Raw genomic sequence first — 23,307 nt, 5'->3', positions numbered from 1 at the left:
GACCTGGGGCCCGTGGGTCGTGCTCAGGAGTGCTCGCGGCCCTTGCCGAAGGCCAGCAGCGCGATGAGCAGGACCAGGAGGATGCCCAGGGCGGTACCTCCGATGAGCATCGCCGTGAAGAGGAAGCTTCCTTCTTCTCCGGACTCCTCCATGGCGGCCAGGATCTCGAGCATGGCCGCAATCTACCAGCGTGCCCGCGAGCCCGACGATCCGGCGTGCGTCAGCGCACGTGCCCGTCGCCCGTGACCACGTACGTCGTCGTGGTCATCTCCGGCAGGCCCATCGGTCCGCGCGCGTGCAGCTTCTGCGTGGAGATGCCGATCTCCGCACCGAACCCGAACTCGCCGCCGTCGGTGAAGCGCGTCGACGCGTTCACCATCACGGCCGCCGAGTCGACGCCGAGCGTGAACCGTCGCGCCGCGTCGATCGACCGGGTGACGATCGCCTCGGTGTGACCCGAGGACCAGGTGCGGATGTGCTCGACGGCGTCCTCGAGTGAGTCGACCACCTTCGCGGCGATGTCGAGCGACAGGTACTCGGTGGCCCAGTCCTCGTCGGTCGCGTCGAGCACCCCGGGTGCCACGGACCGGAAGGCGGGGTCGCCGTGGATCGTCACCCCGGCCGCCTGCAGCGCCTTCGTCACCCGGGGCAGGAACTCCTCGGCGACGTCGCGGTGCACGAGCAGCGACTCCGCGGCGTTGCACACGCTCGTGCGGTGCGTCTTGGCGTTGAGGACGACGTCGAGCGCCATGTCGAGGTCGGCGTCCGCGTCGACGTAGACGTGCACGTTGCCGGTGCCGGTCTCGATGACGGGCACGGTCGACTGCTCCACGACGGTGCGGATGAGGCCCTCGCCGCCGCGCGGGATCACGAGGTCGACGAGACCGCGGGCCTGCATCAGGTGCGTCGCGCTGCTGCGGTCGTCGGCGGGCACGGCCTGCACGACGTCGGCAGGGAGCCCGGTGCCCGCGATGGCCTCGCGCATGACGTCGACGATGGCCGCGTTGGACCGCGCCGCCGAGCGCGACCCGCGCAGCAGCGACGCACTCCCGGCCTTCAGGCAGATGGCGGCGGCGTCGGCGGTGACGTTGGGCCGTCCCTCGTAGATCATGCCGATGACGCCCATGGGCACACGGACCTGCTCCAGCCGCAGGCCGTTGGGCAGCGTGGAACCGCGGACGACCTCGCCGACCGGGTCCGGCAGCGCGGCGACGTCGCGCACGCCCTGGGCGAACGCGGCCACGCGGTCGTGGTCGAGCAGCAGCCGGTCGACGACGTTCTCGGGGGTGCCTGCGGCGCGCGCGGCCTCGACGTCGAGCGCGTTGGCCGCGACGATGCGGTCGGTGGCCGCCACCAGCGCGTCGGCCGTGGCCAGCAGGGCCGCATCCTTCTGCGCCCGGGAGGCCAGCGCCAGCGACCGTGCCGCCGTGCGGGCGCGCCGGGCGAGCTCGTGCACCTGATCCTTCACGGCTGAAGCCTAGTCGGGGTCACGGACGGGCGTCCCACGGCTCGACGACGCCGACCACCTGCTCCGGCGCCGGGTCGTGGAGCGCCCTCACGACCCCGGCGACGATCTCGTCGTCGGACAGCCACCGCGACGCACCCTCCTCGCGCACGAAGCCGAGGACGACGTGCCGGACGCTCAGGTCCGGTCGCGACGACACCAGCGTCCGCGCGCGCGGCCTCGCGGCGCTCGACCCCCACACGTGCACGACCAGGGCTCCGTCGGCGAGCGCAGGCTCCAGGGCCTCGACCACGCCCTGACGGTACGGGTGGTGCACCCAGAGCACCGCGACGTCGAAGTGCCCTCCTGTGAACCGCTCCGCCAGCGACCGTGGGTCGGTCCAGTCGGCGGCCACCGCCGTCGCGCCCTCGACCGTGCGACCCGCCCGACGGGAGACCACCACGGTGCGCGAGCCCGCGTCCCTCAGGTGCTCGACGACGCCCCGCAGCATGCCGGTGCCGCCGACGACGACCGACTCCTGCGGCGCGGGAGACCTCACGGGCCCAGGCTAGGAGCGTCACCGGATGTTCACCGACCCGGGCTCGACCCGCGCCGACGCCGACCGCGAGACTGGACCCATGATTCGGGGGAATCGGCTCGTCGCCGCGCTTGCACTCGTCCTGGTCGGTACGGTCCTGGCCGTGCCCACCACCTCCTCGCCCGCCGACGCGCGCGACGAGCGCGGTCGCCCGGAGCCCACCGTCCGGATCGCCACGTTCAACGCCTCGTTGAACCGCCCCGCAGCGGGCGACCTGCGCCGCGACCTGTCGACGCCGTCGAACGCGCAGGCACGCGCCGTCGCGGAGATCGTCCAGCGCGCCCGTCCCGACGTGCTCGTGCTCCAGGAGCTCGACCACGACCCGGAGGCGCTGCGCCTGTTCCAGCGGAACTACCTCGAGCGCGGGCAGCAGGGAGCCGACCCCGTCCACTACCGGTACACGTTCACGGCACCGGTCAACACGGGCGTGCCCACCGGCCTCGACCTCAACGGCGACGGACGCACCGACGGCCCCGACGACGCCTACGGCTTCGGCGCTTTCCCCGGCCAGTACGGCATGGCGGTGCTCAGCCGCTACCCGATCGACGCGAAGCACGTCCGCACCTTCCAGAAGCTGCTGTGGAAGGACATGCCCGGCAACCGCATGCCGCAGGGCTACTACTCCCCCGAGGCGGTCGACGTCCTGCGCCTCTCGAGCAAGTCGCACTGGGACGTGCCGGTGAAGGTCGGGCGACGCTCCGTCCACCTGCTCGTCAGCCACCCGACCCCGCCGGTCTTCGACGGGCCCGAGGACCGCAACGGTCGTCGCAACGCCGACGAGATCCGCTTCTGGGCCGACTACACCGGCCCCGCCTGGGAGGCTCGGTGGATCAGGGACGACCGCGGCCGTCCCGGCGGACTGCAGCGCGGTGCGTCGTTCGTGATCGCGGGCGACCTGAACTCCGACCCCGTCGACGGCGACTCGCTGCCGGGTGCCACGAACCAGCTCCTCGACCTGCGCCGGGTGAACACCTCGCTGACGCCGTCGAGCGCCGGCGCGGTGGAGGCCGCTCGCCTGCAGGGCGGCGCCAACCTCTCCCACCGGGGCGACCCGCAGTTCGACACCGCCGACTTCTCCGAGCCGCCGGGCAACATCCGCGCCGACTACGTGCTCCCGAGCGCCGACCTCGACGTCCGCGACGCGCAGGTCTTCTGGCCGGTGCAGGCCGATCCGCTCTCGCGCCTCACCGGCACCTACCCGTTCCCCGCGTCCGACCACCGGCTGGTCTGGGTCGACCTGCGCCGCCCTCCCCGCTGAGTGTGACGTTTGCGGGCCGGAACAGCGCGCCGAACCCCGCGAACGTCACACTCAGCGGTGTGGGGGACGGTCAGTGGGGGTGGAGGACGACGAGGTCGTCGCGGTGGACCACCTCGCGCTCGTAGTCGGCGCCGAGGTCGGCCGCCAGGTCAGGGGTGCTGCGCCCGAGCAGCGTCGGGAGCTCGGCGCTGTCGTAGGTGACGAGGCCGCGCGCGACCACGGTGCCGTCGGGCGCCACGACGTCGACCGGCTCCCCCGCACCGAACTCGCCCTCCACGCCGACGATGCCCGCCGCGAGGAGCGACGCCTTGCGCACGGTGAGCGCCCGGACCGCGCCGTCGTCGACGAGCAGCCGACCCTTGGTCTCGCTGGCGTGCTCGAGCCACAGCAGCCGGGTCGGACGACGTCGGCCGGTCGGGTGGAACCGCGTGCCCGTCGGCTCACCCAGCACGGCGGCGCGCGCGTGGTCGGCGCGGGCGAGGACCACGGGGATCCCGGCGCCCGTCGCGATCCGTGCCGCCTCGACCTTCGTCACCATGCCACCGGTGCCCACCTTCGAGCCCACGCGCGCGACGTCGACGTCGTCGAGGTCGTCAGGGCCGTGCACGTCGGTGATCGGTCGCGACTCCGGCAGCGAGGGGTGCCCCGTGTAGAGCCCGTCGACGTCGGACAGCAGCACCAGCAGGTCGGCGTGCACCAGATGGGCGACGAGCGCGGCCAGCCGGTCGTTGTCGCCGAAGCGGATCTCGCTCGTGGCCACGGTGTCGTTCTCGTTGACGACCGGCAGCACGCCGAGCTCGTGCAGGCGCGCGAACGTCTGGTGCGCGTTGCGGTAGTGGCTGCGCCGCGTGACGTCCTCGACGGTCAGCAGCACCTGCCCGACGGTGATCCCGTGCGCGGCGAACCGCTCGGAGTAGTGCGCCACGAGCGCGCCCTGGCCGACGCTGGCGGCCGCCTGCTGGGTCGGCAGGTCGCGCGGGCGCGTCGTGAGCCCGAGCGGGCCGAGGCCCGCGGCGATCGCACCCGAGCTCACCAGCACCACCTCGTCGCCCCGGCGGCGGGCCGCGGCGAGCGCGTCGACGACGTGACCCACCTTCTCCGGGTCGAGGTGCCCGGCCGCCGAGGTCAGCGACGACGAGCCGACCTTGACGACGACGCGCCGCGCGCTCACGACCGGTCGTCCGCCGTGACGTCGGCAGGGCTGTCGTGGGCGGGGCTGTCGTGGGCGGGGCTGTCGTCGGCGGGGCTGTCGTCGCCCGACCCGGGCTCGACGTCGTCGTCGAGGTCGAGCAGGTCGTCGTCGTCCTCGAACGTCCAGTCGGGCGCCGCGCTGGGCTCCTCGCCGCGCGCACGCGCCTCCCGCGCCTCGGCCTCGTAGGCCCGCTTGGCCGCGAGCTGCTCGCGTCGCTCGACGTTGGTGCGTCGGTCGTCGCGGTCGAGACGCTGGTCCTCGCCACGGCGGCCGAGCATCTCGGCGCCGGCCTGGATGGTCGGGTCGAAGTCGAAGACGACGGCGTCCTCCCAGCCCTGGTCGGCGGTGCCACCGATGACGACGTCGTCGCCCGGCTCGGCACCCTGCTTGGCGAGCGCCTCCTCGACGCCCAACCGGGCGAGCCGGTCGGCGAGGAAGCCGACGGCCTCGTCGTTGCTGAAGTCGGTCTGCCCGACCCAGCGGGTGAGCTTCGCACCGCGCACGATCCACTGCCGCTGGCCGTCGGGGCCCCGACGCTGGTCGACCGTGAACTCCGCTCCGACACCGGCTGCGGCCTGCGGGCGCAGCACGATGCGGGTGATCTCCTGCGTGGGCGTCTCGGCGCGCCGCCGGGCGACGATCTGCGCCATCGCGAAGGACAGCTCGCGCAGTCCCTGGTGACTCGCTGCCGACACGTCGTACACGTCGTAGCCGCGCTCCTCGAGGTCGCCTCGCACGAACTCGGCGATCTGTGCGGCGTCCGGCACGTCGGTCTTGTTCAGGGCCACCAGCCGCGGCCGCTCGAGCAGGTCCTTGCCGGTCGCGCCCTCGGGCAGCGCCTCGGCGTACGCGCGCAGCTCGGCCTCGATGACGTCGAGGTCGGTCAGCGGGTCGCGGCCGGGCTCGACCGTCGCGCAGTCGACGACGTGCACGAGCGCGGCACACCGCTCGACGTGCCGCAGGAAGTCGTGGCCGAGGCCGCGCCCCTCGCTCGCGCCCTCGATGAGACCGGGCACGTCGGCGACCGTGAAGGTCGTGGAGCCGGCGGTGACGACGCCGAGGTTGGGCACGAGGGTGGTGAACGGGTAGTCGGCGATCTTCGGGCGGGCACGCGAGAGCGCCGCGATGAGGCTCGACTTGCCGGCGCTCGGGAACCCGACCAGACCGATGTCGGCCACGACCTTCAGCTCGAGCACGATGGTGCGCTCCTGGCCGGGCTCGCCCTTGAGCGCGAAGCCGGGGGCCTTGCGCTTGCTCGACGCGAGCGCGGCGTTGCCGAGGCCGCCTCGGCCGCCTGCGGCGATCACGACCTCCGTGCCGACGCCCACGAGGTCGGCCAGGACCTCGCCGGTGCCGTGCGGCCCGCCCGAGCGCACGACGGTGCCGTCGGGCACCTTGAGGACGAGGTCCTCGCCGTGGGCGCCGCTCTTGTTGCTGCCCCCGCCGGGCGCACCGTTGCCGGCCTTGCGGCGCGGCTCGTGGTGGTAGTCGACGAGCGTGGTGACGTCGGCCGCCACGCGCAGCACGACGTCGCCGCCGTGCCCGCCGTTGCCGCCGTCGGGGCCGCCGAGCGGCTTGAACTTCTCGCGGTGGACCGACGCGACGCCGTGCCCGCCGTTGCCGGCGACGACCTGGAGGGTCACGCGGTCGACGAAGGTGGGGACGGCCATGTCAGGTGCTCCTGGGGGTGGTGTGGGGACGTCGAAGGGGTGGCCCGCATGCGCGGACCACCCCTTCGACGGATGTTCTGCCGGTTACTCGCCCGGAACGATGTTCACGACCTTGCGGCCGCGACGCGTCCCGAACTCGACCGAGCCGGCCGACAGCGCGAAGAGCGTGTCGTCGCCGCCACGGCCGACGTTGGTGCCGGGGTGGAAGTGGGTGCCGCGCTGGCGGACGATGATCTCGCCGGCGTTGACGAGCTGGCCGCCGAAGCGCTTGACGCCGAGGCGCTGTGCGTTGGAGTCGCGGCCGTTCTTGGTGGAGGCTGCGCCCTTCTTGTGTGCCATGAGTTCAGTCCTCTACTTCGCGATGCCGGTGATCTTGACCTGGGTGTACTTCTGACGGTGACCCTGGCGCTTCTTGTAGCCGGTCTTGTTCTTGTACTTCTGGATGATGATCTTCGGACCCTTGGTCGCGCCGATCGCCTCGGCGGTCACGGAGACCGTCGAGAGGCTGTCGGCGTCGGCCGTGACGGCGTCGCCGTCGACGTACAGGACGGCCGGCAGCGAGACGGACTCGCCCTCGGCCAGGCCGAGCTGGTCGATCTCGATGACGTCGCCGACGGCGACCTTCTGCTGCGTGCCGCCACTGCGCACGATTGCGTAGACCACGGGATTCCTCACTCGGTTCTTGCTGGAAGCTGTGTGTGCCGGGGGCCGGGGGCGTCCGGGTCCGACGGGGGCCTGGGCTCAGCGGCTGCGCTGGCCCGGGCCGGTGCCGGGCTCACACCCGGACAGGACGATTGGCGCGCACGGCGCGCCGAGGGTCCATACTACGGACCCTCCCCCGGCTCGGTCAAAGCGGGGGTCTCGGCGGTCGGCTCGTCACCCTCGTCACCGGCGTCCGGCCCCGACTCGAGCTCCGACTCCGGCTCGACGGTCGCGGGGACCTGCTCGGCCTCGGGCGTGGGCAGGGCGTCCTGCACCGGCTGCGGGGCCGAGCCGACGATCGGCTCGGGGACGTCGGACGGGACGGGCTCGGCGGCCTCCGACGCGTCGGCAGCGGCCTCCTCCGCGGGGCTCTCGGTCTCGTCCGCCGGGCTCTCGGCCGGTGCCTCGTCGGTCGGCGTCGGCTCGAGGACGGCGTCGACCGCGGGGGCGGGCGACTCCGTCAGCGCCTCCTCCGACGTGCCGGTGGGCGTGTCGTCGCTCGTCGCGGACTCGCTCGCGGCGGCATCGGTCCTCGCGCGCGACGAGCCGCGACGCGAGCGACCACCGCGCGACGACCCGGAGGTCGAGCCGCCGGAGGTGCCGTTCGAGGTGCTCGTGCCAGGACCGGACGTCTCGTCCGCCGCCTCGTCGGTGGCCGTGTCGGCGGCGGTGTCGGCGGCGGGGGTGTCGACAGCCTCGTCGTCCCGACCGCGGCGGTTCCCGTTGCCGTTCCCGTTCCCGTTGCCGTTGCCGTTGCCGTTGCCGTTGCCGTTGCCACCGTTGCCGCGCCCCCGACGGGAGCGGCCACGCGGCTCCTCCTTCTTGGGCTCGACCGGCTCGGCGGTCACGACCACGCCGCGACCGTCGCAGTGCTCGCAGTCGGTGCTGAACGACTCGAGCAGGCCGGTGCCGATCCGCTTGCGGGTCATCTGCACCAGGCCGAGCGACGTCACCTCGGCCACCTGGTGGCGGGTGCGGTCGCGACCGAGGCACTCCACGAGGCGTCGCAGCACCAGGTCGCGGTTGCTCTCGAGCACCATGTCGATGAAGTCGACGACGATGATGCCGCCGATGTCGCGCAGCCTCAGCTGGCGCACGATCTCCTCGGCGGCCTCGAGGTTGTTCTTGGTCACCGTCTCCTCGAGGTTGCCCCCGGAGCCGGTGAACTTGCCGGTGTTGACGTCGACGACGGTCATCGCCTCCGTGCGGTCGATCACGAGCGAGCCGCCGGACGGCAGCCAGACCTTGCGCTGCAGCGCCTTCTGGATCTGCTCGTCGATGCGCAGCACGTCGAAGGAGTCGCGGCCGTCGTGGTCGGCGGGCGACCACTCCTGCAGCCGCTCCGCCAGGTCGGGCGCGACGTGGCGGATGTAGCCGGAGATGTTGTCCCAGGCGTCGGAGCCCTCGACCACGAGCGATGCGAAGTCCTCGTTGAAGAGGTCGCGCACGACCTTGATGACGAGGTCGGGCTCGGCGTACAGCAGCTGCGGGGCCTTCGCCTTCGGCGACGCGTCGTCGTCGAGCCCGGCCTTGACCTTGATGTCCTCCCAGCGGGCGGTCAGCGCCGTGACGTCGCGGGTGAGCTGATCCTCCGTGGCCCCCTCGGCGGCCGTGCGCACGATGACGCCGGCGTCCTCGGGCAGCACCTCCTTGAGGAGGGCCTTGAGCCGCGAGCGCTCGGTGTCGGGCAGCTTGCGGGAGATGCCGTTGGACTGTCCGCCGGGCACGTAGACGAGGAAGCGGCCGGGCAGGCTGATCTGGCTGGTGAGCCGGGCGCCCTTCTGTCCGACGGGGTCCTTCGTGACCTGCACGAGGATCTGCTGGCCCGGGCTCAGCGCCTCCTCGATCTTGCGCGCCTTGCCGTTCTGCACGCCGCTCCAGTCGACCTCGCCGGCGTAGATGACGGCGTTGCGACCGGCACCGATGTCGACGAACGCGGCCTCCATGCTCGGCAGCACGTTCTGGACCTTGCCGAGGTAGACGTTGCCGATGAGCGACGTCTGGCTCTCGCGGGCCACGTAGTGCTCGACGAGCACGGAGTCCTCGAGGACGGCGATCTGGGTGTAGTTGTCGGTGGAGCCGTGGCTGGTCGCGCGGTGCTGACGCACCACCATCTGGCGGTCGACGGCCTCGCGGCGGGCCAGGAACTCGGCCTCGGAGACGATCGGCGCACGACGACGCCCGGCCTCGCGACCCTCGCGGCGGCGCTGCTTCTTCGCCTCCAGACGGGTCGAGCCGGAGACACCGGCGATCTCGTCCTCGGGGTTGCGGCCCTCACGGACGCGCACGACGGTGTTCTCCGGGTCGTCGGGCGACGCGGCCGGCTTGTCACCGGCGCGTGCACGACGACGACGACGGCGCGTGGTGCCGCCCTGGCCCTCGCCCTCGTGGTCGTCGGAGTCGGTGGCGGACTGCTCGCCGTCGGCGTCGTCGGTCTGGGACTCGGCGGCGGCGTCCTGGCCCTGGCTGTCGCGCGGCTCGTCGCTCTTGTTCCGGCGGCGCCCGCCACGGCTGCGGCGACGGCGCTTCGAGCCGCCTCCGCCGCCCTCGCCGGACTCGTCCTGGTCCTGCTCGGACGCCGCGGTCGCCTCGGCGGTGGTCGCGTCGACGGTGGGCGTCTGCTCGTCGTCCTCGTCCTCGTCCTGCGCCGCGGGCGCGGCGACCGGCTCGGGGGCCTGGAAGGCGACGGCGACGGGCGAGACCTCGTCGTTCGGGCGAGCCGCCCGGGGGGCGCGCTTGCGCGCCGGACGCTTGACGGGGGCCTTGGCGGGCTCCTCGCCCGTGCCGGCCTCGTCGGCCGCCGCCTCGTCGGCGACGGTCTCGTCGGCCGCGGAGTCGGTCGGCGCGCCCTCCTCGACGGGGTCGGCCGCGGGCTTCGGGGCGGCCTTCTTGCGCGGCGGACGCTTGCGTGCCGGCTTGGCGGCCGGTGCCTCGGCGGTGTCGGCAGCGGTGTCGCCAGCCGCGGCGACCTCGTCGGTCGACGGCTGACCGGCAGCCTCGTCGGCGACGGCGTCGGACACGGGGGCCGGCGGGGCGGCCTTGCGGGTGGAGCGTCGCGCGGGCGTCTTGGTGACGACCGTGGCGGTCGGTGCCTTCTCGGCCGCCGGCGGGGTCGGCGCAGCGGGGGCGTCCGACGCGGGCGCGGCGAAGATGTCGGTGCTCACTGCGGCAGGTGGCCCGGCGGGCCGGCCGGCGGCTCGGCGCCTGGTGCGCACCGCGGGGGTGGACTCGGTGGTCGGGGTGTTCGTGTCGTCGTCGAGCATGTGCTCTCCTCAGTCCCCGGGTACGCCGCAGGGCGGTCGGGGTTCTGCGTCTGCGGCTCCTGCCCCGAGGGGCCGGTGCCGAAAGTCTTCTGTCGGGCCCGGGGCGCTGGCGCGTCCCGGGGTGGTCGACGTGCGGCCTGTCACTGGCTCCTCGCCCGGCCCGCCGCGGTCAGCACCCGATCAGGGTGCGTCGCGGTCGAGGGCGAGCGGATCGCCGACCGTCCCGGTCCCTGCGTCCAGAGGACCTTGGGCCGAGCGGGTCGCCAGCGGCGTCTGCTCGAGCGTCAAGTCCCCGCAGATGCGGAGTCCGGAGAGTACGTCGTCCGGTCGTACCGACGGGTTCTGGTGCCGGACGACCACGGTCAGTATCGCATACGCCACACCCGGACCGTCGGACGAACCGACCGAGAGCGACTGGACGGCGGCCCGCGCGTCGAAGGTGCGCATGCCGCGCTTGGTCATGCGCTCGACGTCGACCTGCTCCGCCGCGAGGAACGCGTCGGCCGCCTCCTGGGCCCGCTCGACCGGCGTGTCGCGCAGCTCGATGACCCACTCGCTGGCCTCCAGGCGGTCGGCGAGCGAGCCTGCGCCCTGCCGTGCCGCGACGACCTCGAGGATGTCGATCCCCGGCGGGAGGGCGTCGTCCAACGCGGCGCGCACGGCGTCGGGGTCGCGCGTCTCGGTGAGGCCGATCTCGAGGAACTCGGCCTCGCTGGCGGCGCCCGTGGGGGCCGCTCCGGCGAACGAGATCTTCGGGTGCGGCGTGTAGCCGGACGAGAAGGCGATCGGTACCCGCGCGCGGCGCACTGCGCGCTCGAACGCTCGACCGAAGTCGCGGTGGCTCGTGAACCGCAGCCGGCCACGCTTGGCGAAGCGGATCCGCAGTCGCTGCACGATCGGCAGCTGCGGGTTGGGCGCCTCGGGGTTGGGGGTGCCGCGCAGGGTCGTGCTGCCGTCGGACATGTCGTCGAGGGTACCGAGCGGCGTCGCGCCACGGGTCGGGTCGGGTCGCCCGCGCGGCGGTCAGGACCCTGGCGTTGGATGGGTCGGTGACCTCCCCCGCCGACCCCGTCTCGTCCGCCGCCCCCTCGTCGACGCGCAGCGGTCCGGCCTGGTTGGTCGGCGCCGCGATCGTGCTGCTGGCCCTGAACCTGCGGGTGGCCGTCGGCAGCGTCGGCGTCGTGGTCGACCCCCTGCGTGACGACCTCGGGATGAGCGCGACCGTCGCCGGCGTGCTGACGACGCTGCCGGTGCTGTGCTTCGCCGTGTTCGGCGCGACGACGTCACGGGTGGTCCGCGTCCTGGGCCTCGACCGCACCGCGGCGACGTTGCTCGTGGTGCTGGCGCTCGGCCTGGCGACCCGCGCGACGGTCGGCTCGACCGTCCCGTTCCTCGTCCTCTCCGTGGTGACGCTCGCCGCCTGCGCGGTCGGCAACGTGATCCTGCCGGCCCTCGCGAAGGAACACTTTCCGGACCGCCTGGCGCTCGTCGGCGCGCTGTACGGCGCGGCGCTCATGGCCGGCGGGGCGGTCAGCTCGGTGGTCACCGTCCCCGTCTCCGACGTCCTCGGCGACTGGCGTGCCGGTGTGGCCGTGTGGGCGGTGCTCGCCGTGGCCGCCCTGCTCCCGTGGCTCCCGGTGGCCCTGAGGTCGGGCCGGACCACCGGCCTCGACCGACCGTCGGGCATCCCGCTGTCGCACGTGGCCCGCAGCCGGCTGGCGTGGGTGTGCACGCTCTGCTTCGCGGTGCAGGCCGCGCAGGCCTACGCACAGTTCGGCTGGTTCCCGACGATCCTCGCCGACGCGGGTCTCGCCAGCGGCACGGCCGGCGCGATGCAGGGACTGCTCGCCGCCGTCGGCATCCCGATGACGCTGCTGCTTCCGCCGCTCGTCGCCCGGCTCGGCGGGACCGGCGTGCTCCCGTGGTCGTTCGCGGCTCTCACCGTCGCCGGCTGGGGCGGCGTGCTGGCCGCCCCGACGGCCGCGCCCTGGCTGTGGGCCGTGCTGCTCGGCCTGGGCGGGTGCACCTTCACGTGGGTGCTGATCATGTTCGGCCGTCGCACCCGCACCACCGAGGGCACCGCCGCCCTCTCCGCCTTCGGCCAGTCCGTCGGCTACCTCCTCGCCGGCCTCGGCCCGTTCGGCACCGGCCTGCTCCACGACCTCACCGGCTCCTGGACCGTCCCCGTCGTCGTCCTCATGGCCGCCGCCGTCCTCATCGGCTTCCTCGGCACCCTCGTCGACCGCGGCGGCACCGTCGAGGACGACCTCGCGTCCGCGTCGCGGGTGGGGTGAGGGTCGGGCGGCTGCGTGCGGGGCCTTGTCCTGCTGGTGCGCTGCCTGCGGGGGTCTCGTCCTGCTGGTGCGCTGCAGCAGGATGTCTGGGGTTGCTGCTGCGCTGCCTCGGCTGGCGCTGAGGCTGGTCGCCGAAAGGGCCTCGACCGGGCGGCTGGCGACGGCGCTGGTCTGGGGTCTCGGGCTGTGGCTCGGGCACGGAGTGGGCGCAAGACTCTGCGTTTGCTACGGGATCCCGTCGTGAACGCAGAAGCCTCCGGACTCGAGCGCGCGAATGCAGAGACATCTGCGCCGACAGCCCGCTATCGGTGGATCTGCAACCGCAGGAGCGGTCCTGCGGTTGCAGGTCCACCGATAGGACGCGCCGACGCGGAACGGTGGATCAAGAACGCAGGAACGAAGAATCTTGCGTCGAGGGCGGACCCAGGCCAGACCCCGAGACCCGGAACCACGTCCGGGCCCGCTGCCGGTCGAGGCCTTTCGGAGGCCACCCCCAGCGCCAGCCGAGGCAGCGCACCAGCGAACTCAAGAAGACCGCAGGCAGCGCACCACCAAGGTCACGACCACCGCAGGCAGCGCACCGGCCGGACCACGCCCCGCAGCGCGACGATGACGCAGACGACGCGCGACCTCACACCACGGTGAGCGGCAGCAGCTTCTGCCCGGTCGGGCCGATCTGGATGTCGGTGCCCATCTGGGGGCAGACGCCGCAGTCGTAGCAGGGCGTCCAGCGGCAGTCCTCGATCTCGAGGGCGTCGGGGTCGAGGGCGTCCTCCCAGTCCTCCCACAGCCACTCCTTGTCGAGGCCGGCGTCGAGGTGGTCCCACGGGAGGACCTCGTCGTGGCCGCGCTCGCGGGTGGTGTACCAGTCGAGGTCGACGGGCTGGTCGGCGAAGACGTCGGCCGCCTTCGACTCCCAGCGCTCGAAGGAGAAGTGCTCGCTCCAGCCGTCGAAGCGGCCGCCGTCGCGCCACACCTCCTCGATGACGCGACCCACGCGACGGTCGCCGCGCGACAGCAGTCCCTCGACGATGCCGGGGCGGCCGTCGTGGTAGCGGAAGCCGATGGCGCGACCGAAGCGCTTGTCCGACTGCACCGACTCGCGCAGCTTGCGCAGCCGCTCGTCGGTCGTCTCGTGGTCGAGCTGAGCGGCCCACTGGAACGGGGTCTGCGGCTTCGGCACGAAGCCACCGATGCTCACCGTGCAGCGGATGTCGCGCCGTCCCGACGCCTCGCGTCCGGCCTCGATGACCTTCTTGGCGAGCACGCCGATCTGGAGCACGTCCTCGTCGGTCTCCGTCGGCAGGCCGCACATGAAGTAGAGCTTCACCTGCCGCCAGCCGTGCGAGTAGGCGGCGGTGACGGTGCGGATGAGGTCGTCCTCGGTGACGGCCTTGTTGATCACCTTGCGCAGCCGCTCGCTGCCGCCCTCGGGCGCGAACGTCAGCCCGGAACGTCGGCCGTTGCGGCTGAACTCGTTGGCGAGCGTGATGTTGAAGGCGTCCACCCGCGTCGACGGGAGCGACAGCGACGTGTTCGTGCCCTCGTACCGGTCGCCCAGCTGCTTGGCGAGGTCGCCGATCTCGGTGTGATCGGCGCTCGAGAGGCTCAGCAGGCCGACCTCCTGGTAGCCCGACCGCTGCAGCCCGGTGTCGATCATCTCGCCGATGGTCTGCAGCGACCGCTCGCGCACCGGGCGCGTGATCATGCCGGCCTGGCAGAACCGGCAGCCGCGCGTGCAGCCGCGGAAGATCTCGACGGAGTAGCGCTCGTGGACGGTCTCGGCGAGCGGCACGAGCGGGTTGCGCGGGTACGGCCACTGGTCGAGGTCCATGACGGTGTGCTTGCGCACGCGCCAGGGCACGCCGTCGCGGTTCGGCCGGACCGACGCGATGCGGCCGTCGTCGTGGTAGTCGACGTCGTAGAAGCGGGGCACGTACACGCCCCCGGACGCCGCGAGGCGCATCAGCAGCTCGTCGCGTCCGCCCGGACGTCCCTCGTCCTTCCACTCGCGCACCACCTCGCTGATCGCCAGCGCGATCTCCTCGCCGTCGCCGAGCACGGCGGCGTCGAGGAAGTCGGCCACCGGCTCGGGGTTGAAGGCGCTGTGCCCGCCGGCGAGGACGATCGGGTCGTCGTCGGTGCGGTCGGCGGCGTGCAGCGGGATGCCCGCGAGGTCGAGCGCGGTCAGCATGTTCGTGTAGCCGAGCTCGGTGGCGAAGGAGATGCCGAGCACGTCGAAGGCCCGCACGGGACGGTGCGCGTCGACCGTGAACTGCGGGATCTCGTGCTCGCGCATCACCGCCTCCATGTCGGCCTGCACGGCGTAGGTGCGCTCGGCGAGCAGCCAGTCGCGCTCGTTGAGCACCTCGTAGAGGATCTGGACGCCCTGGTTGGGCAGGCCCACCTCGTAGGCGTCGGGGTACATCAGCGCCCAGCGGACGCTGACGTCGTCCCACTCCTTCACCGTCGCGTTGAGCTCGCCGCCGACGTACTGGATCGGCTTGCCGACGGTGGGCAGGAGGGGCTCGAGACGAGGGAAGACGGACTCGACGGACATGCCCTCCAGGGTACGGGGCGAACGGGCGTGGTCGAGACCCCGCGGGCTCCGGTCCTGCGTCCGACCTGAGAGAACCCGCCCCGGCTCTCAGTCTCGGCGTCTACAGTGGAGGCTTCGTCCCGGGCCCTTCCCCGCCCCGTCCCCGAGCCTGCAGGAGAGTGTGTGCGTCACGACGAACCCGTCGACCGGTCGGGCGGTCGGCACCGTATGGCACGTCACCGCGCACCGTCGGCGTTCGAGCGCCGACGTGATCGCGCCCTCGACACCCTGGCCGACGTCACCGATGCGCTGCCCAGCAAGCGCGCCCTCTCGGCGTGCGCCGTGGGCGGCGTGGTGGTGGTCAGCGGCCTGACCGCCGGCGCCCAGGCCGTGGGCTCCAGCCCCGCCGCTGCGGCGACCGAGGAGGCCGGGCTGCGTCCCGTCGCCGCGATCGCGACGCCGCTCGCCGCCGCGCAGCGCGTGTCCGACGCCGTGCTCGTCCAGCAGGAGGCCGACTCCAAGGTCGACGAGCTGAAGGCGAAGGCCGAGGGCCAGCGTGCCGCCAGCGAGCGCGCCGCCGACGAGGCCCGCGAGGCCGCAGCCCGTGCCGAGGCCCGCCGCAAGGCCGCCGCCGAGGCGAAGGCGGAGGCCGCTCGTCAGAAGGCGCTCGAGGACGCCGACCCGCGCGCCGTCGCGCAGGCCATGCTCTCCGACTTCGGGTGGGACGCCAGCCAGTTCCAGTGCCTCGACAACATCTGGACGCAGGAGAGCGGCTGGCAGGTCGACGCCGAGAACCCCGGCTCCGGTGCCTACGGCATCCCCCAGTCCCTGCCCGGCTCGAAGATGGCGTCGGCCGGCTCCGACTGGCAGACCAACCCCGCCACGCAGATCCGGTGGGGCCTCGGATACATCCAGGACCGCTACGGCTCCCCCTGCGAGGCGTGGTCGTTCAAGCAGGGTGCCGGCTGGTACTGAGCCGACGTCCGTAGGCTCTCCTGCCATGGGTCTGTTCAACCGGCGCAAGCCGCCGATCACGCTCTCCTACGTCCCGAAGTCGACCGATCCCGACGCGCCCGACCAGACGGTCACGCTGCGCAACGGCTCCGAGGTCGGGCTGCGTCCGGTCCTGCGCTTCGTCCCACGCGACGTGTACGGCCGTGAGCTGCCGAACGTCGAGGTCGGCACCGTGCTCGGCATCGACCGCGGCGAGGTCGTCGCGCCGCCCGGCGCGAACGCCGTCGACGTGCTGCACTTCCACGGGCAGGGCGCGCGCAACGTGCGCGGTGTCGAGGTGCACGTCGAGTCCATGGAGCAGGTCGACCTCGACGGCGTCGTCGCCCCGGTCGAGGCCGTCATGGTCGACCTCGAGGAGCGCGCGACCCTCGAGCCGGCGGAGTTCTGGGGCGTCGGCCTCGTCAACCGCAACGAGGTGCCGATCAGCGTCGGCGTCACCCTCGTCGAGTACGAGGACCGGGTCGGCGACGCGCCGCGCCAGGCGGTCGACGCGGTGACCCTCCAGGGCACCGTCGACATCGCCTCGCAGTCGCACGAGGTCGTCTGGCTGCCGGAGGAGGTCCGTGGACGCTTCCACGGCGTCCTCGCCCACGTCGTCGTCCCCTGGGCCGGCCCCGCCGACCCTCCCCCGCTCGACCCCGCCTGACCCGGCCCGCAGAGACGCAACATTCTGCGTCCTGAGCGATCCGGCGCGCCGCGCCTGAAGATGCTGCGTTCACGTCCGGATCCCGCCACGAACGCAGAAGCGTCCGAGCTCCGGCAGGCGAAGGCAGCATCGTGCGTGCGGTTGTGGACGGGCCGACGCCGAGGACACAGTCGTCCACAGCCGGCTGGTGCTCGTCCCCCTCGTCGCGTGCAGCCGGGCAACGTGGACGCATGGACACGGTGTTGACCATCCGCGAGGCGCAGGACCTCTTCGGCGTGTGGCCCGTACGGCGGCGCATCCGCGACGGCATCTGGACCCGCCCGTGCCGTGGTGTCGTCGTCACCCACAACGGACCACTGAGCCAGCACGAGCGCGACCTGCTGGCGCTCGCGTCGTCACCACCACGCTCGGCCCTCGCCGGGGCCGCGGCCCTGCGCCACGACGGGTTCGACGCCCGCGACGCGCGGCACCTCGTCGTGCTCCCGTCGGGGGCACGAGCGCCGTCGTGGCAGGGCGCGACCCCCCACTGGTCCGGCGCGCTCGATGACGACGACGTCCACCCCGAGCGCCGTCCACGACGCACACGGCCCGCTCGGTCGGTGCTCGACGCCGCCTCGTGGCACGGCAACGAGCGGTACGCCCGCTGGATCGTCATCAGCGCACTGCAATCCGGTCTCGTCACGACCCGGCACCTGCGCGAGGCCCTCACCCGCCGCGGACGGTGCCGACACCGCAGCGTCATCGTCTCCTCGATCCTCGACGCGTCGGGCGGCATCCAGTCAGTCCCCGAGCGCGACTTCGCCGCGATCTGGTGCGCGAGCGGGTTGCCCCGAGCCAGCAGGCAGGCGGCGGTCCGCGGACCGAGCGGGCGCTTATACCTCGACGTCTGGTGCGAGCAGCTGGGCTTTGGCGTGGAGGTCCACGGGGTACCGCACCTCGCGGTCGAGCAGTGGGACGACGACCTGGTGCGCGCCAACGAGGTGGTCATCACCGGTCGGCACTGCCTGACCTTCTCCTCCTACGCGGTGCGGCACCACCCAGGGAGCGTCCTGGACCAGCTCGACCGCATGGCTCGCGCGCACGGCTGGGAAGGTGCCCCGGCACCCGAGCTTCTGCGGCGCTCGCCGAACCGGCGCACGATTCGGCGTTCGCGTGAATGATGCTCGACGAGGCTGCGTTCGTGTCCGGATCCCGTCACCAACGCAGCATCGTGAGGTCGACCGCTCGCGAACGCAGAGTCTTGCGTCCGGGTGGGGTCAGGCGAGGGACGGGAACCAGAGGGCGATCTCGCGGGCGGCGGACTCCTCGGAGTCCGACGCGTGGACGAGGTTCTCGCGGTTCGACAGCGAGAGGTCACCGCGGATGGTGCCGGGGGCGGCGGCGCGGCCGTCGGTGGCGCCGTTGAGCGCGCGGACGACGGCGATCGCCTCGTCGCCCTCCAGCACGAGGGAGACGAGCGGGCCCGAGGTCGCGAAGTCGCGCAGCGGCGGGTACCAGGGCTGCTCGACGTGCTCCGCGTAGTGGGCGTCGGCCTGCTCGGCGTCGATGGCGCGGTGCTCCATCGCGACGATCGTGAGGCCCTTCGCCTCGTAGCGGCGGAGGACCTCGCCGACGAGGCCGCGGCGGACGGTGTCGGGCTTGAGCAGGACGAGCGTGCGCTGGGACATGCCCTCAACCTAGCGGGGGCAGGGCTCCCCGACCGACCGTGGTGGCTGCGTCGGTAGCGTGGGACACGACCTCCGGCGGCGGGGGCGCGGGCCCTCACCCACCACCTGGCGGCGGCAGGACGCGTCCTCGACCGTCGACCCGCGAGCCCCGGAGGAACCGTGAGCAACCAGCCGTGGTGGCGCCACGCCGTCATCTACCAGGTCTACCCGCGCTCGTGGGCCGACGCGGACGGCGACGGGCTCGGCGACCTGCCCGGCATCACGTCGCGCCTGGAGCACCTCGCCGACCTCGGCGTCGACGCGCTCTGGCTCTCGCCCTTCTACGTCTCCCCGCAGAACGACGGCGGATACGACGTGGCCGACTTCCGCGACGTCGACCCGCTGTTCGGCACGCTGGCCGACTTCGATGCCCTCGTCGAGCGCGCCCACGACCTCGGCCTGCGGGTCGTCGTCGACGTCGTCCCGAACCACACGTCGAGCGAGCACCCGTGGTTCCAGGCTGCGCTCGCCGCCGGCCCCGGCAGTCCCGAGCGGGCCCGCTACGTTTTCCGTCCGGGCCGTGGCGACGACGGCTCCGAGCCGCCGAACAACTGGCAGTCGAAGTTCGACGGCCCGGCCTGGACCCGCACGACCGACCCCGACGGCTCCCCCGGCGAGTGGTACCTCCACCTCTTCGACAGCTCGCAGCCCGACCTCGACTGGACGAACCCCGAGGTGCACGCCGAGCTGGAGTCGGTGCTGCGCTTCTGGCTCGACCGGGGCGTCGACGGGTTCCGCATCGACGTCGCGCACGGCCTGGTGAAGGCCGACGGGCTGCCCGACGCCGACCTCGCCCTCGACGAGACGCGCGACCGCAGCAGCCTCCTGCCCATGTGGGACCAGCCCGGCGTCCACGACGTGTACCGCCGGTGGCGCGCGCTCGTCGAGGAGTACCGCGGCACGCAGACCGCGCTGTGGGGTGAGGACGACGACCGGATGCTGTGCGGCGAGGCGTGGGTGCAGCCCGCCGAGGCCCTCGCCGCCTACGTCAGGCCCGACGAGCTGCACCAGACCTTCAACTTCTCCTTCCTCATGACGCCGTGGCGGGCCGACGCCCTGCGCGCGTCGGTCGACGACGCCCTGGCCAGCGCCGGCGCCGTCGGCGCACCGCAGACGTGGGTGCTCTCCAACCACGACGTCGTGCGCCACGCGACGCGTCTGGGCCGCTCCGACGCGACGCAGGTGGCCGAGGTCGAGGGGATCGGACCGCACGACGAGCAGCCCGACCCCGTGCTCGGTCTGCGCCGTGCCCGCGCGGCCACCGCGCTCATGCTCGCGCTCCCCGGCTCGGCCTACCTCTACCAAGGCGAGGAGCTGGGCCTGCCCGACCACACGCGGCTGCCCGACGAGGTGCTGCAGGACCCGACGTTCGCGCGCTCGGGCGGCACCCGCCACGGCCGCGACGGGTGCCGCGTGCCCGTGCCGTGGGCGTCCGACGGCCCGTCGCTGGGGTTCGGTCCCGGCGAGCCGTGGCTGCCGCAGCCGCCCGAGTACGCCGACCTGGCGCCCGGCCGTCAGCGTGGCGTCGAGGGCTCGACGCTCGAGCTCTACCGCCGGCTCCTGCGCGTCCGTCGCGAGCTCGGGCTCGGCACCACCACCCTCGCGTGGCTGCCGGACGCCCCGCCCGATGTGCTTGCCCTGCGACTCGTGGACGCCGACGGCGTGCCCGTCGCGGAGGTGCGCACGAACCTGTCCGACGCCCCCGTCCCTCTGCCTGCCGGCGAGGTCCTCGTGGCCAGCGGCGACCTCGACGACGGCCGGCTCCCGTCGGACACGACCGTGTGGACGCGGCACGCCGGGTCCTGACCGATCGTCCCGGTCCTGGCTTGCGTCGTCGTCGGCGCACCCCTACGTTGAGGAGTCCCCGTGTGGCGCCGATCACGACGGGACGAGCGAACGGGAGGCAGCTCATGACGGGCAGACGACGACGGACCGCAGCGGTGGTCGCGAGCGTCGCGCTCGGCTCCTCGCTGCTCGCCGCGTGCGGCGGGTCGAGCGGGAAGCCGACGCTGACCTGGTACATCAACCCCGACGGCCAGGACACGCTCAACGCGCTGGCCGAGAAGTGCAGCACCGACGACTACGACATCGCCATCCAGCTGCTCCCCGCCAGCGCCACCGACCAGCGCACCCAGCTCGCGCGCCGTCTCGCGGCCGGCGACAGCTCGACCGACCTGATGAGCCTCGACCCGGTGTTCGTGCCGGAGTTCGCGAACGCGAAGTGGCTCGAGCCGTTCGAGGGCGAGCAGGCCGACGCCGTGCTCGACGACGACGTCCTCAAGGGCGCTGCCGAGACGGTCACCTGGAACGACCAGGTCGTCGCCGCGCCGCAGTGGGCCAACACCCAGGTGGTCTGGTACCGCAAGTCCCTCGCGCAGGCGGCCGGCCTCGACATGAGCAAGCCGGTCACCTGGGACCAGGTGATCGACGCCGCCTCGCAGGAGGGCGGCACCGTCGGCGTGCAGGCCAACAAGTACGAGGCGTACGTCGTGTGGATCAACAGCCTCGTCCAGGGCGCGGGCGGCAACATCCTCGACCCGTCCACGGTCGAGGACGGTCGCGACGCCAAGGTCACGATCGACAGCGCGGCCGGCAAGGAGGCCGCCGCCGTCATCCAGAAGCTCGCGCGGTCCAAGGCCGCGCAGCCCGACCTCACGACGTCGAACGAGGGCACCAGCCTCGGCCAGATGTTCCCGGCCGAGGGGCCCGGTGAGTTCATGACCAACTGGACCTTCGTCTACAAGAACTACGAGGGACTCGTCGGCAAGCCCGGTGGACCGAAGGACGAGGACGAGCTGAAGGACCTCGGCTGGGCCCGCTACCCGCAGACCGTCGAGGGCGAGGAGTCCCGGCCCCCGATCGGCGGCATCGACATCGGCGTCGGCGCCTTCTCGAAGCACCCCGACTTCGCCCAGGAGGCAGCGGTGTGCGTCACGAACGCCGAGGCGCAGCGCGACCTCGCGGTCAACGAGGGCCTCATGCCGGCGCGCCAGTCGGTGTACGACTCCGCGGCGCTCAAGGACGCCTACCCCGCCGACCTGCTCGCCCTGTGGGCCGACAGCATCGACACCGGCGGCCCGCGCCCGAAGAGCGCGTTCTACAGCCAGATCTCGAGCGCGATCCAGTCCGTCTGGCACTCGCCGCGCCAGGTCGACCCCGACACCACGCCCCGGAAGTCGGCCGACTTCTTGAGCGCCGTCCTCCGAGGGGAGGCCCTGCTGTGAGCACCTCCACCGTCAACCGCGCCTCCGACCGCACCCGCGCCGAGAACCGGCTCGCGCTCAAGCTGGTGGCACCGGCCGTCGCGCTGATGCTGCTCGTCACCGCGTTCCCGATGCTGCGCGCGCTCTACCTGTCGTTCTTCAGCTACTCGCTGACGGCACCGGACGAGCGGGAGTTCGTCGGGCTCGACAACTACGCGACGGCTCTCACCGACGGCCTGTTCTGGCGGGACACCGGCAACACGGTCTTCATCATGGTCGTGACCGTGGCCGTCGAGCTCGTGATCGGGTTCGTCTTCGCGATGGTGATGCACCGGCTGGTCTTCGCCCGCGGGCTCGTGCGCACCTCGATCCTGATCCCCTACGGCATCATCACCGTCGTCTCCGGCTTCGCCTGGCAGTTCGCGTTCTCCAACACCAACGGCTTCGTCAACGACGTGCTGCCGTTCGTCGGCTCCGACTTCAACTGGTTCGCGAGCTACGAGAGCTCGATGGTCGCGATCATGGTCTCGGAGATCTGGAAGACGACGCCGTTCATGGCACTGCTCCTGCTCGCCGGCCTGGCCCAGGTGCCTGAGGACATGCTCGAGGCGGCCAAGGTCGACGGCGCGACGTGGTGGCAGCGGCTGTGGAAGGTGATCCTGCCGAACATGCGCGCCGCGATCATGGTCGCGGTGCTGTTCCGCGCGCTCGACGCCTACCGCATCTTCGACAACATCTTCGTGATGACCGCAGGCGCCAACGGCACCGAGTCGATCTCCTTCCTGACCTACCGGCAGGTGATCGAGCAGTTCCAGCTGGGCATCGGCTCGGCCCTCTCGGTGCTGCTGTTCCTCTCGGTGCTGGTGGTCGCCTTCCTCATCGTCAAGATCTTCCGCGTCAACCTCGCGGACGCGCGGCAGGAGGCGTGACATGAACAAGAACGCCCTCAACCGGGTCGGCACGCTCGTCGGCTTCGTGCTCATCCTCCTCTGGTGCCTGCTGCCGGTGGCCTGGATCATCTCGCTGTCGTTCAAGAGCCAGGAGGCGGTCACGAACGGCAGCCCCGGGTTCCTCCCGCAGAGCGGCGGTGGCGCGGGCTGGCAGAACTACGTCGACGTCATCCAGGACGAGCAGTTCCGCCGCGCCATCCTCAACTCGATCGGCATCTCGCTGACGGCCACGATCCTCTCCGTCGCGCTCGCCACGCTGACCGCCTACGCGGTGGCGCGCCTGGAGTTCCAGGGCAAACGTTTCGTGCTGACCACGGCGCTCGTCATCGCCATGTTCCCGGTGGTCTCCCTCGTGGGCCCGCTGTTCGACATGTGGCGCACGTTCGGCATCTACGACACGTGGATCGGCCTGATCATCCCCTACATGAGCTTCACGCTCCCCCTCGCGATCTGGACGCTGTCGGCGTTCTTCCGCGAGATCCCGTGGGAGATGGAGCAGGCCGCGCAGGTCGACGGCGCGACGTCGTGGCAGGCGTTCCGCAAGGTGATCGTCCCGCTGGCGGCGCCCGGCGTGTTCACCGCCGCGATCCTGACGTTCTTCTTCGCGTGGAACGACTTCGTCTTCGGCATCTCGCTCACCTCGACCGAGCGGGCCCGTCCCATCCCCGCGGCGCTGTCGTTCTTCGTCGGCGCCGACCCGTTCAACCGGCCGGCCTCGCTGCTGGCCGCAGGAGCCGTCGTCGCCACGGTGCCGGTCATCCTCCTCGTCCTGTTCTTCCAGCGAAAGATCGTCGCGGGCCTCACCGCCGGCGCAGTGAAGGGTTGATC

General features: G+C 72.5%; 20 protein-coding genes. 9 read left to right on the top strand and 11 right to left on the bottom strand.

Translation table 11 applies throughout. The features are described from left to right. Window positions 1-23: 23 nt before the first annotated feature. From QE370_RS10665 to QE370_RS10655, 3 genes are read right to left on the bottom strand one after another with little or no spacing between them, the layout of a single operon-like run. Window positions 24-173: a hypothetical protein gene (locus tag QE370_RS10665; RefSeq protein ID WP_236749731.1), complete on the bottom strand. Its 150-nt coding sequence runs from the start codon at window positions 171-173 to the stop codon at window positions 24-26. 47 nt (window positions 174-220) lie between these two features. Further along, window positions 221-1,468: a glutamate-5-semialdehyde dehydrogenase gene (locus QE370_RS10660; protein ID WP_309634342.1), complete on the bottom strand. Its 1,248-nt coding sequence runs from the start codon at window positions 1,466-1,468 to the stop codon at window positions 221-223. 19 nt (window positions 1,469-1,487) lie between these two features. Then, entirely contained in the window at window positions 1,488-2,003 is a 516-nt protein-coding gene (locus QE370_RS10655) for a hypothetical protein (RefSeq protein ID WP_309634341.1), read from the bottom strand. Between the two features lie 142 nt (window positions 2,004-2,145). Here QE370_RS10655 and QE370_RS10650 point away from each other — a divergent pair, with 142 nt between their 5' ends. Continuing rightward, window positions 2,146-3,300, top strand: coding sequence for an endonuclease/exonuclease/phosphatase family protein (locus QE370_RS10650; protein WP_309634340.1), 1,155 nt, complete (start codon window positions 2,146-2,148; stop codon window positions 3,298-3,300). Window positions 3,301-3,370: 70 nt separating this feature from the next. On the opposite strand, the gene proB is transcribed toward QE370_RS10650, so the two are convergent. The 6 genes from proB to QE370_RS10620 all read right to left on the bottom strand — a co-directional run bounded on the left by proB (window position 3,371) and on the right by QE370_RS10620 (window position 11,090). Further along, a complete protein-coding gene (gene proB, locus QE370_RS10645) occupies window positions 3,371-4,471 on the bottom strand; it encodes a glutamate 5-kinase (RefSeq protein WP_253022887.1) in 1,101 nt (366 codons plus the stop codon). After that, window positions 4,468-6,162 carry a GTPase ObgE gene (gene obgE, locus QE370_RS10640; RefSeq protein WP_309634339.1) on the bottom strand — a complete coding sequence of 565 codons (1,695 nt, stop codon included), beginning with the start codon at window positions 6,160-6,162 and terminating at the stop codon, window positions 4,468-4,470. Before obgE ends, proB begins: the two co-directional genes overlap by 4 nt. A gap of 84 nt (window positions 6,163-6,246) precedes the next feature. Further along, window positions 6,247-6,501 (bottom strand): 50S ribosomal protein L27, encoded by a 255-nt coding sequence (rpmA, locus tag QE370_RS10635; RefSeq protein WP_067858958.1) that lies wholly within the window; start codon window positions 6,499-6,501, stop codon window positions 6,247-6,249. 12 nt (window positions 6,502-6,513) lie between these two features. Beyond that, a complete protein-coding gene (rplU, locus tag QE370_RS10630) occupies window positions 6,514-6,825 on the bottom strand; it encodes a 50S ribosomal protein L21 (protein WP_067858960.1) in 312 nt (103 codons plus the stop codon). Window positions 6,826-6,986: 161 nt separating this feature from the next. Next, entirely contained in the window at window positions 6,987-10,127 is a 3,141-nt protein-coding gene (locus QE370_RS10625; protein WP_309634338.1) for an Rne/Rng family ribonuclease, read from the bottom strand. Between the two features lie 180 nt (window positions 10,128-10,307). After that, window positions 10,308-11,090 carry a TIGR03936 family radical SAM-associated protein gene (locus QE370_RS10620; RefSeq protein WP_253027226.1) on the bottom strand — a complete coding sequence of 261 codons (783 nt, stop codon included), beginning with the start codon at window positions 11,088-11,090 and terminating at the stop codon, window positions 10,308-10,310. 86 nt (window positions 11,091-11,176) lie between these two features. Here QE370_RS10620 and QE370_RS10615 point away from each other — a divergent pair, with 86 nt between their 5' ends. Continuing rightward, window positions 11,177-12,421, top strand: a complete 1,245-nt coding sequence (locus QE370_RS10615) for an MFS transporter (protein ID WP_309634337.1) — start codon at window positions 11,177-11,179, stop codon at window positions 12,419-12,421. 631 nt (window positions 12,422-13,052) lie between these two features. Here QE370_RS10615 and QE370_RS10610 read toward each other — a convergent pair. Beyond that, window positions 13,053-14,981, bottom strand: a complete 1,929-nt coding sequence (locus QE370_RS10610) for a TIGR03960 family B12-binding radical SAM protein (RefSeq protein ID WP_253027224.1) — start codon at window positions 14,979-14,981, stop codon at window positions 13,053-13,055. A gap of 207 nt (window positions 14,982-15,188) precedes the next feature. Here QE370_RS10610 and QE370_RS10605 point away from each other — a divergent pair, with 207 nt between their 5' ends. The 3 genes from QE370_RS10605 (at window position 15,189) to QE370_RS10595 (ending at window position 17,780) form a co-directional block, all read left to right on the top strand. Then, window positions 15,189-15,935, top strand: coding sequence for a lytic transglycosylase domain-containing protein (locus QE370_RS10605; protein WP_309634336.1), 747 nt, complete (start codon window positions 15,189-15,191; stop codon window positions 15,933-15,935). Window positions 15,936-15,960: 25 nt separating this feature from the next. Continuing rightward, complete coding sequence (locus tag QE370_RS10600; protein WP_253024382.1) at window positions 15,961-16,620, top strand: hypothetical protein; 660 nt, start codon at window positions 15,961-15,963, stop codon at window positions 16,618-16,620. A gap of 230 nt (window positions 16,621-16,850) precedes the next feature. Then, window positions 16,851-17,780: a hypothetical protein gene (locus QE370_RS10595; protein WP_309634335.1), complete on the top strand. Its 930-nt coding sequence runs from the start codon at window positions 16,851-16,853 to the stop codon at window positions 17,778-17,780. A gap of 96 nt (window positions 17,781-17,876) precedes the next feature. On the opposite strand, the gene ndk is transcribed toward QE370_RS10595, so the two are convergent. Continuing rightward, window positions 17,877-18,287: a nucleoside-diphosphate kinase gene (ndk, locus tag QE370_RS10590; RefSeq protein WP_253024378.1), complete on the bottom strand. Its 411-nt coding sequence runs from the start codon at window positions 18,285-18,287 to the stop codon at window positions 17,877-17,879. A 159-nt stretch (window positions 18,288-18,446) separates the two neighbouring features. On the opposite strand from ndk, the gene QE370_RS10585 reads away from it, so the two are divergent. From QE370_RS10585 to QE370_RS10570, 4 genes are all read left to right on the top strand, one after another. Then, window positions 18,447-20,132: a glycoside hydrolase family 13 protein gene (locus QE370_RS10585; RefSeq protein ID WP_309634334.1), complete on the top strand. Its 1,686-nt coding sequence runs from the start codon at window positions 18,447-18,449 to the stop codon at window positions 20,130-20,132. A 104-nt stretch (window positions 20,133-20,236) separates the two neighbouring features. After that, window positions 20,237-21,550: an extracellular solute-binding protein gene (locus QE370_RS10580; protein ID WP_309634333.1), complete on the top strand. Its 1,314-nt coding sequence runs from the start codon at window positions 20,237-20,239 to the stop codon at window positions 21,548-21,550. Next, window positions 21,547-22,458 (top strand): carbohydrate ABC transporter permease, encoded by a 912-nt coding sequence (locus tag QE370_RS10575; RefSeq protein WP_253024372.1) that lies wholly within the window; start codon window positions 21,547-21,549, stop codon window positions 22,456-22,458. Before QE370_RS10580 ends, QE370_RS10575 begins: the two co-directional genes overlap by 4 nt. A gap of 1 nt (window position 22,459) precedes the next feature. Beyond that, on the top strand, window positions 22,460-23,305 hold the full coding sequence (locus QE370_RS10570) for a carbohydrate ABC transporter permease (RefSeq protein WP_253024370.1): 846 nt from the start codon (window positions 22,460-22,462) through the stop codon (window positions 23,303-23,305). The last annotated feature ends 2 nt before the right edge of the window (window positions 23,306-23,307 follow it).

The organism is Aeromicrobium sp. SORGH_AS_0981 (assembly GCF_031453195.1).
In the GTDB taxonomy this organism is placed as follows: domain Bacteria; phylum Actinomycetota; class Actinomycetes; order Propionibacteriales; family Nocardioidaceae; genus Aeromicrobium.
This window is presented reverse-complemented; position numbering and strand designations above follow the sequence as displayed.

What these genes read in the sequence shown, in the direction of transcription:
- QE370_RS10610 (WP_253027224.1), bottom strand. Translation starts at nt 14,981, where the DNA reads ATGTCCGTCGAGTCCGTCTTCCCTCGTCTCGAGCCCCTCCTGCCCACC.
- QE370_RS10570 (WP_253024370.1), top strand. Translation starts at nt 22,460, where the DNA reads ATGAACAAGAACGCCCTCAACCGGGTCGGCACGCTCGTCGGCTTCGTG.
- QE370_RS10580 (WP_309634333.1), top strand. Translation starts at nt 20,237, where the DNA reads ATGACGGGCAGACGACGACGGACCGCAGCGGTGGTCGCGAGCGTCGCG.
- QE370_RS10600 (WP_253024382.1), top strand. Translation starts at nt 15,961, where the DNA reads ATGGGTCTGTTCAACCGGCGCAAGCCGCCGATCACGCTCTCCTACGTC.
- QE370_RS10665 (WP_236749731.1), bottom strand. Translation starts at nt 173, where the DNA reads ATGCTCGAGATCCTGGCCGCCATGGAGGAGTCCGGAGAAGAAGGAAGC.
- QE370_RS10595 (WP_309634335.1), top strand. Translation starts at nt 16,851, where the DNA reads ATGGACACGGTGTTGACCATCCGCGAGGCGCAGGACCTCTTCGGCGTG.
- obgE (WP_309634339.1), bottom strand. Translation starts at nt 6,162, where the DNA reads ATGGCCGTCCCCACCTTCGTCGACCGCGTGACCCTCCAGGTCGTCGCC.
- QE370_RS10620 (WP_253027226.1), bottom strand. Translation starts at nt 11,090, where the DNA reads ATGTCCGACGGCAGCACGACCCTGCGCGGCACCCCCAACCCCGAGGCG.
- QE370_RS10605 (WP_309634336.1), top strand. Translation starts at nt 15,189, where the DNA reads ATGGCACGTCACCGCGCACCGTCGGCGTTCGAGCGCCGACGTGATCGC.
- rpmA (WP_067858958.1), bottom strand. Translation starts at nt 6,501, where the DNA reads ATGGCACACAAGAAGGGCGCAGCCTCCACCAAGAACGGCCGCGACTCC.
- ndk (WP_253024378.1), bottom strand. Translation starts at nt 18,287, where the DNA reads ATGTCCCAGCGCACGCTCGTCCTGCTCAAGCCCGACACCGTCCGCCGC.
- QE370_RS10625 (WP_309634338.1), bottom strand. Translation starts at nt 10,127, where the DNA reads ATGCTCGACGACGACACGAACACCCCGACCACCGAGTCCACCCCCGCG.